The sequence below is a fragment of the Cellvibrio sp. PSBB023 genome (assembly GCF_002007605.1).
In the GTDB taxonomy this organism is placed as follows: Bacteria; Pseudomonadota; Gammaproteobacteria; order Pseudomonadales; family Cellvibrionaceae; genus Cellvibrio.
Genome location: NZ_CP019799.1, coordinates 1353341 through 1368442 on the forward strand (window position 1 = coordinate 1353341; position 15102 = coordinate 1368442).

Annotated in this window: 12 protein-coding genes and 1 CRISPR repeat array (1 of these 13 running past the window's edge); of the genes, 3 read left to right on the forward strand and 9 right to left on the reverse strand. The window is 52.5% G+C overall.

Translation table 11 applies throughout. The features are described 5' to 3' along the window. Positions 1–88 precede the first annotated feature (88 nt). Both dinG and B0D95_RS06030 read right to left on the reverse strand, forming a co-directional pair. Positions 89–2227 carry an ATP-dependent DNA helicase DinG gene (dinG, locus tag B0D95_RS06025; RefSeq protein ID WP_078043051.1) on the reverse strand — a complete coding sequence of 713 codons (2139 nt, stop codon included), beginning with the start codon at positions 2225–2227 and terminating at the stop codon, positions 89–91. Continuing rightward, complete coding sequence (locus B0D95_RS06030) at positions 2221–3381, reverse strand: 1-acyl-sn-glycerol-3-phosphate acyltransferase (RefSeq protein ID WP_078043052.1); 1161 nt, start codon at positions 3379–3381, stop codon at positions 2221–2223. The genes dinG and B0D95_RS06030 overlap by 7 nt, the downstream gene beginning before the upstream one ends. Before the next feature lie 152 nt (positions 3382–3533). Here B0D95_RS06030 and B0D95_RS06035 point away from each other — a divergent pair, with 152 nt between their 5' ends. Both B0D95_RS06035 and B0D95_RS06040 read left to right on the forward strand, forming a co-directional pair. Next, positions 3534–3956, forward strand: a complete 423-nt coding sequence (locus tag B0D95_RS06035; protein ID WP_141229362.1) for a YchJ family protein — start codon at positions 3534–3536, stop codon at positions 3954–3956. 201 nt (positions 3957–4157) lie between these two features. Then, positions 4158–5450, forward strand: coding sequence for a diguanylate cyclase (locus tag B0D95_RS06040; protein WP_078043054.1), 1293 nt, complete (start codon positions 4158–4160; stop codon positions 5448–5450). Between the two features lie 44 nt (positions 5451–5494). On the opposite strand, the gene B0D95_RS06045 is transcribed toward B0D95_RS06040, so the two are convergent. The 7 genes from B0D95_RS06045 to B0D95_RS06075 all read right to left on the reverse strand — a co-directional run bounded on the left by B0D95_RS06045 (position 5495) and on the right by B0D95_RS06075 (position 10973). Next, positions 5495–6511 carry an aspartate carbamoyltransferase gene (locus tag B0D95_RS06045; protein WP_078043055.1) on the reverse strand — a complete coding sequence of 339 codons (1017 nt, stop codon included), beginning with the start codon at positions 6509–6511 and terminating at the stop codon, positions 5495–5497. Positions 6512–6685: 174 nt separating this feature from the next. Beyond that, positions 6686–7858, reverse strand: coding sequence for an FAD-dependent oxidoreductase (locus B0D95_RS06050; protein ID WP_078043056.1), 1173 nt, complete (start codon positions 7856–7858; stop codon positions 6686–6688). A gap of 81 nt (positions 7859–7939) precedes the next feature. Beyond that, positions 7940–8245, reverse strand: coding sequence for a lipid asymmetry maintenance protein MlaB (locus B0D95_RS06055; protein WP_078043057.1), 306 nt, complete (start codon positions 8243–8245; stop codon positions 7940–7942). Then, complete coding sequence (locus B0D95_RS06060) at positions 8242–8898, reverse strand: phospholipid-binding protein MlaC (protein ID WP_078043058.1); 657 nt, start codon at positions 8896–8898, stop codon at positions 8242–8244. The genes B0D95_RS06055 and B0D95_RS06060 overlap by 4 nt, the downstream gene beginning before the upstream one ends. Beyond that, positions 8891–9373: an outer membrane lipid asymmetry maintenance protein MlaD gene (gene mlaD, locus B0D95_RS06065; RefSeq protein WP_078043059.1), complete on the reverse strand. Its 483-nt coding sequence runs from the start codon at positions 9371–9373 to the stop codon at positions 8891–8893. Before mlaD ends, B0D95_RS06060 begins: the two co-directional genes overlap by 8 nt. A 2-nt stretch (positions 9374–9375) precedes the next feature. Next, positions 9376–10167: a lipid asymmetry maintenance ABC transporter permease subunit MlaE gene (mlaE, locus tag B0D95_RS06070; protein ID WP_078043060.1), complete on the reverse strand. Its 792-nt coding sequence runs from the start codon at positions 10165–10167 to the stop codon at positions 9376–9378. Then, positions 10164–10973 carry an ABC transporter ATP-binding protein gene (locus tag B0D95_RS06075; RefSeq protein ID WP_078043061.1) on the reverse strand — a complete coding sequence of 270 codons (810 nt, stop codon included), beginning with the start codon at positions 10971–10973 and terminating at the stop codon, positions 10164–10166. The genes mlaE and B0D95_RS06075 overlap by 4 nt, the downstream gene beginning before the upstream one ends. Before the next feature lie 224 nt (positions 10974–11197). Here B0D95_RS06075 and B0D95_RS06080 point away from each other — a divergent pair, with 224 nt between their 5' ends. Continuing rightward, the gene (locus B0D95_RS06080; RefSeq protein ID WP_210403684.1) at positions 11198–12655 is read left to right on the forward strand and encodes an MFS transporter; all 1458 of its coding nucleotides are present in this window, start codon (positions 11198–11200) and stop codon (positions 12653–12655) included. Between the two features lie 68 nt (positions 12656–12723). Continuing rightward, positions 12724–15102: direct repeats of the CRISPR family, unit length 29 nt; unit sequence CGGTTCATCCCCACGGGCGTGGGGAACGC; it runs 946 nt beyond the window's last position.

Here is a 15102-nt window from a genome sequence, read left to right on the forward strand (position 1 = left end):
TCTGCAAAACATGTGTTGGGCATCGCTGCGCTCAGCACCAACCTACGCGAGCACCCCGTAGGTTGGTACGTGCCCAACATAGCTGTGTTTATTTATGAATAATATGCGTGAAAGGCGGCAAGGAGTTCAAAATTGCCTTGCCATAACGCTTGGTGATGATACGGCGATCCAGCAAACTGATTTTGCCCGTATCACTTTCGGTACGCAGCAAACGGCCACAGGCCTGAATTAATTTCAGCGATGCATCGGGCACAGTGATTTCCATAAACGCATTACCGCCACGCGCCTCAATCCACTCCGAAAGCGATGCCTCAATCGGATCATCCGGCACAGCAAAGGGCAACTTGGCGATAATGACATGAGTGCAGTATTTGCCCGGCAAATCCACCCCTTCAGCAAAACTCGCCAAACCAAACAGCACACTGCCCTGCCCTGCATCTATAGCTTGCTTATGCTGCACCAGCATTTCCTGCTTGGAGTTATCGCCCTGCACTAAAATAATATCGCGCAAGTCTTCCGGCATATCTTCAAATACATCGAGCATTTGTTTGCGCGATGAAAACAGCACCAGTGTGCCCGCCTCCGGGTCAATCAAATTAGGCAGGTCATCGATAATCGCCAGGGTGTGCACATCGGCATTGGTGGCTTCCACCGCAGCAGACGGAATTTCCAAGGTCGCTTGCTGGAAATTAAAGGGGCTGGGCACAACGTGATAATTGGCATCGGGCGGTGTTCCTGCGCGCATTTGAAAACGCTGGAAATTGCCCAATGCGGTTAAGGTCGCGGAGGTAATCACCGCGCCGCAGGCTTTTTCCCACAAACTGAATTCCAGGGTTTTGGCCGCAAGAATGGGGCTGGAACAAATTTCCAAATCCAGATTGCCGGTGTGATCGATGGGGGTGATCCAGCGCGCTTTGGGAACCGCACCGGGTTTATCCGGCGTGGCAAAACTCGCCCATAAATCGCGATTAGCTTCTGCCCGCGACTGCCAAGTACCTAACAGCGGGTAATTATTTTCCAAATCTATTTTCGGCACAGGGCAATGAACATCTTCCATGGCCTGGGTTAATTCATCGCACATTTTGCTGAGCAATTCGCTCAGGCGATCAAAGCCCTTGTATAACTCCACACAAGGTACTAACAAGTCCTGGGGAACTACGCCGTTATCAAAACGATAGTGATTTTGGCGATCATCAAACGCAATGCTCTGCGCCAGTTGATCAAACACCGGGTACAACTGATCCAACCGCTGCTTGCAATCGATTAACGCGGCGGGCAATTGCTCGCCATAGCGATCCACATTTCCTGCGCCACTCACCGCGCCTAAAATTGCGCCAAGCGCTTTGTTGCATTGATCCAACCATTTGCTGGTGGAAAGCATACGGCTGTGATGGGCGAAATGGCTCAGCGCTTTTTGCGGCAAGTGATGGCCTTCATCGAACACAAAAATGGCGTCTTCCGGCGCGGGCAAAATTGCACCGCCGCCCAAGGCCAAGTCAGCGAGCACCAAATCGTGATTAGTCACAATGCAATCCACTGCATGCATGGAATCGCGCGCTTTAAAAAAACTGCACACCGACACATTGGAGCAACGACGCCCTGTGCATTGGCGATGATCGGTGGTAATAATTTGCCACTCGTTTTGTTCGAGTGCTTGCGGCCAGGTGTCGCGCTCGCCATTCCATTTATTGGACGCGAGGGATTCCACCATGGATTGATAGAGCTTTATGCTCTGCGCCGACACACTCGGGTATTCATCTTCATAGAGTGCGCGGGTCGGGTTGATGCCACTTTCATATTCGGCAATCAGGTTGTCGAGTTTGCTCAAACACAAATAACGTCCGCGCCCTTTGGCCAGGGTGAAGGAAAAATTCAACCCGCTATTGCGATGCAAATCAGGCAAATCTTTATTCACAATCTGCTCTTGCAGGGCAACCGTCGCGGTGGAAACAACCAATTTTTTACCCAGCGCTTTCGCCATCACCAACGCCGGCAATAAATAGGCGATGGTTTTACCTGTACCTGTGCCCGCCTCTACCACACAAATATGACCACCGGCGCACTCTTCCACCAAGCGGTGATTTTCACCATCCAATTTAATGCTGCCGAGCGCCTTGGCGATTTCTGCAATCATTAATTTTTGGCCATAGCGGGATTTTAAGCCCTTATTTTCCAAAAAAGTGCTGTAGGCGCTTTGAATTTGCTTTTTGAGATCATCGGTTAGCATTCGCTAATGCTGCTCAGTTTGCTCACCACAGGGTTAGCATAAATTCCCAGCGCTATCTCGCGCTGACCATCCGGAATGGCATTCATACGCTGGATAAACGCCGCTTTTTCTGCTGTCAGACTTGTCGGGTCATAGGGCGTATTGTTCACGCCATAATTCACAGACGGCACCTTGCCATGCAAGAGTTCATAGGCAAAACAGTTGGTGGCATGCAGCACATAGTTGCCCAGGATTTGTTTGTCGAGTGCAGCAACCAGTTCGTCGGTATCGGCGTAATCGCCATCCAGAATATCGCCAAACGCTAAGTGCACGTTGCCTTTATCACCAGCGATCCCCATGGCGATACTTTTCACATCTTCGTGCTCTTCTTTTTGATAGCTGCCCTGGGTGCGCTGCATATAAAGCTCGCGTGCTTTTGCCGCATCGCAAGGATCAAGTTCGTAGGAAATGGATACCGGCACAATACGCAACTGGCGAATGTAGCTGGAGAGGTCTTCGGTTTTGGGTTTATTCAGTGCAATCATTCCCAGCACTGCCGAGTTGGTTTTATCGCAGCCATCTTTAGCGCGCCCTTCACGTTGGGCGATCCAGATACTGGAGTGCTCATTGCAAATGGAGTGATGAATGTAGGACGACAAATATTTCGCCGCTTTTAATTTTTCACGGGGCGCTTTTGCCGAGCGATTAACAATGAAACTTTTGTTTAAACGCATCAAATCTGACACAAAGGGTTTAGTCAGCAAGTTGTCGCCAATGGCAATGCGCAGCGTGTTGCTTTTGTTGTGATATAACACCCAGTTTACAAAGGCCGGGTCCATGGCAATATCGCGGTGATTGCTAATAAATAAGTAGGCCGTTTTTTTATCCAGCTTATCCAATCCGGATGAGGTCAGCGCTTTAACACGCTTGGTCATCATCGCCGCCATGTAATTCTCTACCACATGTTGAAAGCCATCCACATCCTGAATGCTGGATAGCTGTTGTTTAAGCGTTGACTTCACCAAAGGCTTCAGCAGCCAGCCCAATAAGGGGTAAAGCCCAGGGAAACGCAGGCGAGTTACCGCATCGACCAATTCCGGGTCTTGCAGCAGGCGATCAAGGGTGGAGCGAACTTCATCATCGCGGTAGGGGCGAATATCATCAAATTCAGTCATATCAGGGAGTCATCAGTCATGAAGCGATAGGTAATAGGCACCAGAAGAAGATGCGCCGGATCAGGGCATTTTCCATTCAGGGATCGGGTACTTTGCATAAGGGCTGGAAGCCAGCGAAAATAGGCGCACAAAATACCGAAAAGGGTCACAAAATGCCACCAAAACCGCCACAGGCTGATCGTAATGCCCCCTGCCCCTGCGGCAGCAACCAATCCCTTGGGAGCTGTTGCCTGGTATTTATTGAAGGCTCCCAGCTGCCCGCCACTGCCGAACAACTGATGCGCTCGCGCTATACCGCGCACGGCTTGGGCGCCATAGATTACCTGTGGAACAGCTGGAGCCCCGAGCAGCGCATACGCTCCAGCAAAAGCGATGTGCGCGCCTGGGCGGAAAGCTGCGATTGGCTGGGATTACAGATTCTGGACACCCGCGCAGGCGGCCCCACCGATGAACAAGGCGTGGTTGAATTTGTGGCGATCTTTCGTCAGCAAGGACAAGTTCATCAACACCATGAGGTGTCACTTTTCAAAAAGAGTCTTGGTAAATGGTTATATGTTGACCATCTGAACGAGTAAATCAGTCAAAAAAACGGCAGGCAAAAATGAAACTGTGATTCAACCGGCGAAGCGCACAAAAAACCGTCAGCGCCAGCAGGAGTTGTTCGACTCACAACCAATATGTGACTAAAATAGCGCCAAAATCATAACACACAATAATACTATTACCGGCTACACTCTCCGGTGTGCCTATTGCCAAGATTATCGCCCCCTTACTCTATGAAAATTTTGCTGGTCGAAGACAGTGCAACCCTGCGCCATGCCATGCGCAACTATATTATCGAAGCGGGCCATGAGCCCCTGATCGCACGTAGCGGTGAAGAAGCGCTGCAGCTACTGGAAAACACACCGGTCGATATGATCATCATGGATGTGGAAATGCCAGGCCTGAACGGCTTTGAAACAACCCGCCTGATTCGCGAGTGGCTCGCTGGCCACTGGATTCCCATCATTTTTGTGACCGGCCTGAATGAGGACGAAAATTATCGCGAAGGCATTGAAGCCGGTGGTGATGATTACCTGATTAAACCCGTCAGCTTTATGATCATCAAGGCAAAAATTCGCGCGATGGAACGTATCGCTGAAATGCGCGATCAACTCAATCAACTCAATGTTGAGCTGGAGGCACTGAGCCAGCTCGACAGCCTCACCCAGATTTACAATCGCCGCACCTTTAACGAACTGGCACAGCAGCAATGGTCGCTGGCCAAACGCCACCAACAGCCCATTAGCGCGCTGATGATTGACGTCGACCACTTCAAACTATTTAACGATCACTACGGTCACCCCGCCGGTGATGCCTGTTTGAAAAAAGTCAGCCAGGCCATTAAGAGCTGCCTGCACCGCAGCAGCGATATTTTGGGCCGTTACGGCGGCGAAGAGTTTGTGGTGCTGCTGCCCGAGACCGATGCCAAGGGCGCAATGCGCGTGGCGCAATCCATTGGTGAAGCCTTGGCGCAACTGCAAATACGCCACGATGTATCACCTACTGACAGCTTTGTGACCGCCAGTATTGGCGGTGGCACCTGCTTGCGCACTACCGGACACGATTTGGAAGAGCTGATTAAAAATGCCGACCGCGCCCTGTACAAAGCCAAACGCGCTGGACGCAATCGCAGTTGGGTGGAGGAAGTCGCGACACACAAAACCATTTTGTTGGCGGATACCGATCAGGATCTCATTCGCCATTTCAGCGGTTGCTTGCAAGCACACTTCAATTTATTGACGGCAGAAACCCAGCGCGAATGCCTGGAGTTGGCGGTGGAGTTGCATCCGGATTTGATTTTGTTGGGCAGCGGTATTGTGGATACCCAGGCAGGCGTTGAACTGTGTAACCTGCTGGCGCGCACGCCCAAAACAGCCAACAGTATGCTGGCACTGGTCAGTGAGCAGACCGATAGTGAAACCGAAGCGCTGGGGCAAACCCTCAAAATCAATCGATTTTTTGATAAAAGCCTCAGCGCACCGGCGCTGCTCAATAACATCATAAAACTGCTAAACGACGCGCACTGATACAAAGTACTGCGTCGATTACTTGTTGCGATTAATTGTTCCGATTATTTGGTGCGCAGTGAGTTGTACCAATTCACTTCGCGCGAATAGTTGTCCACCTGATCGGCAACATCCAATACCAGCGCGAACAGCGCCATGCGCACCAGCACACCGTTATCCGCCTGACGGAAAATCGCCAGGTTCGGGTTCGCATTCAAATCATTATCCAGCTCATTGGCATCGGCGCGCGAATCTCGCGGCAGCGGATGCATGATCACCGTATTCGGTTCGCAATACTGGGTGTAAATAGATTGATTCAAGCGGAAGCGACCACGATACAAATCGGCCTCTTCCTTACTGGCAAAACGCTCTTCCTGGATGCGGGTTGAGTAAGCAATATCGATATTGCCGATGCTGGAGGCCAGATCGTCGGTAATGGTTACCTTGTGACCGGCGCTGCGCAACTCTTCCACAATGTAATCCGGCATGGCCAATTCCTTGGGCGATACCAAACACAGGCTGATGTTTTGAAACAGGCACAGTAGTTTGCACAGAGAGTGCACTGTGCGGCCGTGTTTTAAATCGCCAATCATGGCAATGCGCAAACCGTCGATACTGCGCCCGTTGGAGCGCAACTCTTTGCGAATGGTGTACAAATCCAGCAGCGCCTGGGTGGGATGCTCGTTGGCACCATCGCCACCGTTCAACACCGGCACACGACTGCCTTCGGCAAATTCCGCTACAGAACCCGCTTGCGGATGGCGCATACAAATCACATCGCTATAGCCCGACAATACGCGCGCGGTATCAAACAGGGATTCACCTTTGGTGAGCGATGAACTTTCAAAACCGGTTGTTTCACGAACATTGCCGCCCAACAGATTAAACGCCGATCCAAAACTCACTCGCGTGCGAGTGCTGGGTTCAAAAAACATATTCCCGAGAATGGCGCCCTCCAACACCCGCGTCACCTTGCGGCGCAGGGCATAGGGCTCCATGGCATCGGCCACGTCAAAAATGCGCTGGATATCTGCGCGTTCAAATTGTTTGATGGAGAGGATGTGCGCGCCGGTAAAATTCACAAGGAGTCCTTAGCGGTGAGACCGCTGGCCAAAGAGGCGAAACCAAAGGGGGACAAAAACGGTCGCCATTTTAGCGACAGCAACGCGCGATACCAACGGCTGATCACAAAAAAATTTATGCAATCGCCGCTGCATGAGTTCCGCTAAATATCAGCCGCGCCGGAATCAACTGCATTAATGCACCGGAATCAGCGATACCAAGCGGGTATCGGCGCGCCGCTCTTTAGTGGGGAGCGATGGCATGATACGCGCCAGTGCCGCTTCCGCCGTCGCGCGATAAGTAGTCAACTTGCCGCCCATTACCGACAACACCCTGGGTTGCTGCTCGTTATCCACCGAGAAAATCACATCCCGTGAACGTCCAAAGGCCGCCTTATCGCTTTTGGGCAATACGCGCAAACCGGCAAAGCTATTGATATGGCTCGCATCAGGGAGGGGCAATTCGGGGAAATAATGCTGTAACGTCGCTAACAGATAGGCCTTTTCTTCATCGCTGCAAAACGCGGTGTCGGGGCGTCCATGGTGCATTTTTTCGGTAGTGCCTACCATCAGTTGCCCTTCCCACGGCAGCACAAACACGGCGCGCTTATCCTGCGGTGCTTCCAGATAAAAATATTGCGACAAGAGCGGCGGCAAGAGTAAATGACTGCCCTGCACTAACTCGACCTCGGGGTGAGCAACCGCCGGGGTGATGTTCGCCAGCACCTCGGTTGCCCAAGGCCCGGCGCAATTAATCAGCACGCGGCAACTGATAGTCTGGGAGCCGGATTCAGTTTCTATATCTACCTTACAACACTGGCCATTGCGTTCCGCCGCCACAAAGCGCGCGGGCATGAGAATATCTGCCCCCAACAAAATGGCAGACTGCAATACTGAACGCGTGAGCGCGGCATCGTCTGTTTGCGCCTCGTGGTAGCGAAATACCGCTTTTAAACCCTGCTGTTTTAACCCGGCCAAGCCATTCCATTCACTGCGGGACAATTGACTGAAACGGCTGTTTTTATCAAACCCGGCCAGACCGGCGTAAAGGCTAAGCCCGGCGCGAATCGTCAAGGCCGAGCGCGTTGAATGTTCATACACAGGAATATGCAAGGGGCGCAGTTTCACCAGCTCGGGTGCCAAGCGTAACAACAGCGCCCGCTCGCGCAAACTTTCGCGCACCAAACCAAATTGCGCCGATTCCAGGTAGCGCAAACCACCGTGGATCAACTTGGAAGATTTAGAGGATGTACCTGCCGCAGGCGCCGTTTTCTCAACGACCAATACAGAGTAGCCAGCAGCAACTGCCGCCTGGGCAACACCCGCGCCTTGAATGCCTGCGCCAATCACGACAATGTCGTATTTCATTGTTTTTCGTCCGGGATAAAGTCAGCCAGAGTATAGACAGACTTGTAAAAATGATCGACAGCCATTTTCCAAAAAATGAAATCAATCATGCCCGGTATTAACAAGGCCGGGAATAATCCCGTCCACATCATACAAGTGCACCAAGCGGCTTACCGCCTGCGGTGCTCCGGTAATCGTCACACTCGCACCGGCACTTCTGGCGAGCTTCATGGCTACCAACAACAGCGCCACAATGGAAGAATCTGCCTTGGTTACACCACTGCAATCCAGTGTGCGCACCTGGGGCTGGACTACCCCTTGCAATTGCTGGCTCAAGCCGGTCACGGTTTTAAAACTTACTTCACCGCGCAGGGAAATAATATCCTGACTTAGCGACAATTCACTCATTGATTCACAGCCGCCTTGTTGTTTTGCTCGGTTAGGTTTTTCAAAAATGCATCCAGACTGGTGCGATTAATTTCTTCATCAAATACACCGCGCGCGGTGACCACCAAGCTGATGCCCTCTACATTAATATCCACAATTTTCCACACAGCATCCTGCAGTTCTAAACGCAAAAATAAAATCACCGCTTCACCGCGTTCATTATTAACGCGCACTTTCAATGTGGTTTTATTGGCATCGCTGCCCTTGCTGTCTTGCCCCAACATTTCCGGTTTGGTATTGCGATACAAATACAGGGTTTTGGTATAGCTGCGAATCAAATAGCGCTGGAATTCCCGCACATAGGTTGCGCGCTGCTCCGCACTGGCACCGCGCCAGTGTTTTGCTAATGCCAATTGAGCCATGCGTTTGATGGCCAGGTTAGGCAATGCGGATTCCGCTACTATAGTGCGCAATTGTTCCTGATCTGTTTGATAGAGCGCCTCGTGTTTTTTGAGTTTCGCGAGCACGTCTTCAATCGCCACTTTCATGACGGCCACAGGGTCGGCGGCTTTATCCTGCGCTTGCACCCACAGTGAGAAAGACAACAAACAACACAGACTCGTACTGACAACAACAATGCGTCGCAACAAGGAATACACTGAAATGCTACTCATGGCTACTCGCCTCCGTAGATGTACTGGTTGCTTTATTTAAACCAAACTCACCAATCAGCTTTTCCAACAACAGCGCTGACGATGTGAATTCAATCGTGTCACCGTCTTTTAACATGTCCTCTTCTGCGCCCACATCCAGGCCGACATACTGCTCGCCCAATAAACCGGAGGTAATAATACTGGCCGACGAATCCACGCTGAATTCATAGCGTTTATCAATCGCCATACTGACCTTGGCTTTGTAATTGGTTGTGTCCAATTGGATATGGGTTACACGCCCCACTACCACGCCAGCACTTTTTACCGGCGAGCGCATTTTTAAACCACCGATGTTGGTGAAATAAGCATTCACTTCATAACTGGGCGCTGCGCGAAAGCTGGATTGGTTCGCCACCTTTAATGCCAAAAACACCACAGCAGCCATACCCAATGCCACAAAAAAACCGACCCACAAATCCACCAATGTGCGATTCATTATCAAAACCCTCTGAACATAAATGCAGTCAAAACAAAATCCAGTGCTAATACCACCAGGGCCGATACAACCACCGTGCGTGTTGTCGCACGGGAAACACCTTCGGCGGTAGGCACAGCCGAATAGCCTTCAAATACCGCGATTAAACTCACCGCAACACCAAAAATCAGGCTTTTGATAATGCCGTTTACCACATCCTGACGAAAATCCACCGCGTTTTGCATTTGCGACCAAAAAGTACCGGCATCCACACCCAGCAATTGCACAGCAACCAAATAACCACCAAAAATACCCAGTGCGCAAAAAATCACATTCAGCAGTGGTAACGAAATTACCCCCGCCCAAAAACGCGGTGCAATCACGCGCGCGAGTGGTTGAATTGCCATCATTTCCAATGCATTTAATTGTTCAGTGGCTTTCATCAAGCCGATTTCAGCGGTCACCGCCGAACCGGCGCGACTGGAAAATAACAACGCAGATAACACCGGCCCCAGCTCGCGCACCAACGCCAGAGCGACCACCATGCCCACACCATCGCCCGAACCAAAACGCTCCAGCGTGTCATACATTTGCAAGCCCAACACCAAGCCCACAAATAAACCGGACACCACAATAATTAACAGCGAGAGCACACCAATAAAATACACCTCACGCACCACCAACCAGGGGCGACGCAAGCACATGGCAGACATAAAAACGATGGAAATCAGAAAATGGCAAACTTCGCCCAACACAATCAAACGGCTGGTTACTTGCCGTCCGATCAACTCAACACCTTGCAGAATGGATTTCATCGCACACTCCCCCACAACTGGCTGGCGTAATCCGGCGCGGGATAATGAAACGGCACAGGCCCATCGGCTTTGCCATTCACGAATTGCGCAAGGAAAGGATGATCGGACTGTTGGATATCGGCAGGAGTCCCCTCGGCAATCACCGCACCATCGGCAATCATGTACACATAGTCCACAATCTTGAGGGATTCTTTAATATCGTGCGTTACCAGAATCGAAGTTGCGCCCAGTGCATCATTAAAACGGCGCACCAACTGTCCGATTACGCCCAATGAAATAGGATCAAGCCCGGCAAAGGGTTCATCGTAAAGAATTAACTCCGGGTCCAGCGCAATGGATCGCGCCAGCGCCACCCGCCGCGCCATACCGCCCGACAGTTCCGACGGCATTAAATGGTGTGCACCGTGCAAGCCCACGGCATGCAATTTCATAAGCACCAGGTTGCGAATTAAATCCTCCGGGAGATCCGTGTGTTCACGCATTTGAAACGCTACATTTTCAAACACCGTCTGGTCGGTAAACAGCGCGCCCATTTGAAACAGCATTCCCATTTTGCGTCGCAACAAAAATAACTTTTGTGCATTTAATTCCGCCACCGACTGGTTATCCACCAACACGCGCCCGGAAGTTGGCCGCACCTGCCCGCCAATCAAACGCAGGATTGTCGTTTTGCCACAACCACTACCGCCCATAATGGCAACCACCTTGCCACGGGGAATACGCAAACTGATGTTGTGTAAAATTTTGCGCGAGCCATAACCAAAAGAAACCTGCTCCAACGCCACCATCGCCGATTGATCACTCATGCCAATTTGCCATCCCTTTTAAGATAAAAAGACATTAGCCTAAGTGTCGTCTTATAAGGGAAAAATACAAGCAAGGACTCTGATATGGATCAACTCTAAGAGAATTAAAACGAGTGTGCTAATAGGTAAGGAGTCTAAAAAAATCTATTCAAGCCCATTCAGGCAGCATGAATAAAATAAGCCATGTAAACTCCACATTCGATGATCGATATATTGGAAGCCCAGTGGAAAAGCCAGTCAAGAATGCGGTAGACATCGCGACAGTAAAACGTTACTTACCGTGGTTAGTGGCAATCGCACTGTTCATGGAGCATTTGAATGCAACCATACTCAACACTGCGGTGCCTGCGATTGCCGCCAGTCTGGAAGTAACGCCCCTGAGTTTGAAAGCCGTTGTGAGCTGTTACGTATTGAGCCTCGCCGTGGGTATTCCCGTCAGCGGCTGGATGGCAGACCGTTTCGGCACCCGGCGCATATTTGCAGCCGCTGTAGGAATATTCACTTTTGCCTCCATCCTCTGCGGGCTGGCGCAAAATGTACCCATGCTGGTGGCTGCGCGAATATTACAAGGAATTGGCGCAGCCATGATGCTGCCCGTTGGGCGGCTCGCCATAGTGCGCACTTTTCCCAAATCCGAATTATTGGCTGCAATGAATTTCGTGATTATTCCCGCATTAATCGGCCCGCTGCTCGGGCCAACCATCGGCGGTTTAATTGTGTATTGGCTACCCTGGCAAGCCATTTTTTTCGTGAATGTTCCAGTCGGAGTGATTGCGTTATGGCTGATTCATCGACACATGCCAGATTACCGATCCGATGATCCGCCGCCGCTGGATATTATCGGCCTGGTACTTTTTGGCTGCGGTATTGCCCTGCTCTCCTGGGTGCTGGAAATTTTTGGCGAGCATTATCTGGATGCAACATTAATCGGTATTTTGATCGGCCTTTCGTTAACACTGCTTGCCGCCTATGGCCTGCATGCCCGCCAACATATTTACCCTTTGCTACAACTAGCGCTCTTTAAAACCCGTACATTCCGCGTCGCGGTCGCCGGTGGATTCATTACCCGCCTCGGGCTGGGCGGCATGCCCTTTTTATTACCACTGCTGTATCAAGTCGGCCTCGGGCTGCCCGCATGGCAATCCGGCTTATTACTCATGCCCGCCGCCGCGGCCGCTATGTTTATGAAAGTCATTTCAATTCGTTTGCTAAAACAATTTGGCTATCGCTCGGTGCTGATCGTCAATACATTATTGATCGGCACCACCATCATGTTGTTTTCCACGGTAAGCAGCTCAACCGCCATCGGCTGGATAATTGCACTCAGTCTCGCGCAAGGCCTGTTTAACTCTTTGCAATATTCCAGTATGAATTCCATGGCCTACGCCGACGTATCCTCCGAACAAGCCAGCATGGCCAGCACCATCGCCAGCTCACTGCAACAATTATCCATCAGCTTCGGCCTAGCATTCGCCTCCATTATTGCAGGCCTATACCTCGGCGACTCACCACAATCAGACCGCATCGCCCTTACCAACGCACTACATAACGCCTTCCTCACCCTCGGTGGCCTTACCATTATTTCATCACTGTCTTTTTGGTCACTGCGTAAGAATGATGGGGATAATGTGAGTCGCGGCAACAACAACCGCGATGCAGAAAATACTGAGCGGATAGGGTAAAACAACCGGACAACTTATCGTGATTACACTCACTCGAAAGTTTCAATTCACAACCAGAGGAATCAGAAAGATTCATCCCCACGGACGTGGGGAACGCGGGTTCGGGGAGCGTAGCGACTAGGGCGCGGCCGGTTCATCCCCACAGGCATGGGGAACGCTGGCCGCGAATGTTGCGACCCTGGAGTCGGACCGGTTCATCCCCACGGGCGTGGGGAACGCATCTCAGGCCTCCGCCGGGAATACCCCAAACGCAGGTTCATCCCCACGGGTGTGGGGAACGCTGTGATTTCGCCTGCGCTTTCGCTCATTTCTGCGGTTCATCCCCACGGGTGTGGGGAACGCCGATTACAGGCCGCCATGAACATTCCCAGCTCCGGTTCATCCCCACGGGCGTGGGGAACGCTAACCCAGCGCCTGTGCGAGTACGCAAACGCGCGGTTCATCCCCACGGGCGTGGGGAACGCGGGCAGCTTTGGGTCTTCTCTCACCGAACTAACGGTTCATCCCCACGGGCGTGGGGAACGCGAAATCGCCCGCATTAACCGAGAATGCAGACTCGGTTCATCCCCACGGGCGTGGGGAACGCTGTGGAGTTAGCTGCATGCAACCCGGCAAATGCGGTTCATCCCCACGGGCGTGGGGAACGCTGGTGGCGCACCGGGTTTTCCTAATGCTGTAACGGTTCATCCCCACGGGCGTGGGGAACGCAAGCGAAGAGGTGCGCAAAATCACCTCATTGCCGGTTCATCCCCACGGGCGTGGGGAACGCCTATCAGAAAGCTACCAAGGGCAGATTAAATGCGGTTCATCCCCACGGGCGTGGGGAACGCATGAGAAAGAACAAAAGTGGAAGCGTATCATACGGTTCATCCCCACGGGCGTGGGGAACGCAGCTACACCAACACGTGCAGTAATACCTGCAGCGGTTCATCCCCACGGGCGTGGGGAACGCTCAATGCGATTGTTGCGAGCAGCGTGAACCATCGGTTCATCCCCACGGGCGTGGGGAACGCCCAAGTGTTAATGTCCTGATTTTGCTGCGCAACGGTTCATCCCCACGGGCGTGGGGAACGCAAAACTGGCAGAAGTCGTGTCAATTCTATTCGCGGTTCATCCCCACGGGCGTGGGGAACGCTTAGATTCAATACTGATGCCACGCCTTCTACCCGGTTCATCCCCACGGGCGTGGGGAACGCTTACCTGCGTCCCAATTGGCACGGTGTAAACACGGTTCATCCCCACGGGCGTGGGGAACGCACTCCGATGACGTGAAGGGCGACAACGTTAAGCGGTTCATCCCCACGGGCGTGGGGAACGCAGTGGTGAATTTGCACCGCAGTGTTATTTGCTCGGTTCATCCCCACGGGCGTGGGGAACGCGCTGGCATGTATCACACGCAGTGGGCAAAGCACGGTTCATCCCCACGGGCGTGGGGAACGCCACCTAAAAACGAGCACGGCTATGTGCCAGATCGGTTCATCCCCACGGGCGTGGGGAACGCGGTTTTTCCGCCCAATCAAAACAGAGCGAGAGCGGTTCATCCCCACGGGCGTGGGGAACGCTCGAATCGATGCTGGCAAGGGCGTTATGGTCGCGGTTCATCCCCACGGGCGTGGGGAACGCACTATGGCGATGAGGCTCGCCGCGTTGAGTACCGGTTCATCCCCACGGGCGTGGGGAACGCCACCAAAGTTTGAACCAGTTACCACGCACCGCCGGTTCATCCCCACGGGCGTGGGGAACGCCATATTGCGACAAGAGAAAGGAGGTTCATATGCGGTTCATCCCCACGGGCGTGGGGAACGCCGGATGGAGTTGGACTACCACTTGTATCTATGCGGTTCATCCCCACGGGCGTGGGGAACGCTTCAGCCTCCGGCCCCGCTAGCGTGGCTATTACGGTTCATCCCCACGGGCGTGGGGAACGCGGTTTGTATAGCCAACTATAAAAAAACGACAGCGGTTCATCCCCACGGGCGTGGGGAACGCTCGATAATTTCACATTTAACAATCTCGCCGCGCGGTTCATCCCCACGGGCGTGGGGAACGCTGAAATGGGGATAGCAAAATGAAAACAGGAAACGGTTCATCCCCACGGGCGTGGGGAACGCAATGTTGTAGCTGACGGCATCCGGCTCAGAAACGGTTCATCCCCACGGGCGTGGGGAACGCTTGAAAGCTGACCTGCAATTTTACCTCCATTCCGGTTCATCCCCACGGGCGTGGGGAACGCTGCATCCCTCGCGGTTATTGTTAAGCGGTCTACGGTTCATCCCCACGGGCGTGGGGAACGCTCACCGGGAATAGGTACGGTAGTGTGCCCCTGCGGTTCATCCCCACGGGCGTGGGGAACGCTCACCGGGAATAGGTACGGTAGTGTGCCCCTGCGGTTCATCCCCACGGGCGTGGGGAACGCTGCCCTTGATCGACCTGCAACCGGCGAAAAT

Coding starts and splice junctions, on each gene's coding strand:
- dinG (WP_078043051.1), bottom strand. CDS start 2,227: ATGCTAACCGATGATCTCAAAAAGCAAATTCAAAGCGCCTACAGCACT.
- B0D95_RS06030 (WP_078043052.1), bottom strand. CDS start 3,381: ATGACTGAATTTGATGATATTCGCCCCTACCGCGATGATGAAGTTCGC.
- B0D95_RS06035 (WP_141229362.1), top strand. CDS start 3,534: ATGCCACCAAAACCGCCACAGGCTGATCGTAATGCCCCCTGCCCCTGC.
- B0D95_RS06040 (WP_078043054.1), top strand. CDS start 4,158: ATGAAAATTTTGCTGGTCGAAGACAGTGCAACCCTGCGCCATGCCATG.
- B0D95_RS06050 (WP_078043056.1), bottom strand. CDS start 7,858: ATGAAATACGACATTGTCGTGATTGGCGCAGGCATTCAAGGCGCGGGT.
- B0D95_RS06055 (WP_078043057.1), bottom strand. CDS start 8,245: ATGAGTGAATTGTCGCTAAGTCAGGATATTATTTCCCTGCGCGGTGAA.
- B0D95_RS06060 (WP_078043058.1), bottom strand. CDS start 8,898: ATGAGTAGCATTTCAGTGTATTCCTTGTTGCGACGCATTGTTGTTGTC.
- mlaD (WP_078043059.1), bottom strand. CDS start 9,373: ATGAATCGCACATTGGTGGATTTGTGGGTCGGTTTTTTTGTGGCATTG.
- mlaE (WP_078043060.1), bottom strand. CDS start 10,167: ATGAAATCCATTCTGCAAGGTGTTGAGTTGATCGGACGGCAAGTAACC.
- B0D95_RS06075 (WP_078043061.1), bottom strand. CDS start 10,973: ATGAGTGATCAATCGGCGATGGTGGCGTTGGAGCAGGTTTCTTTTGGT.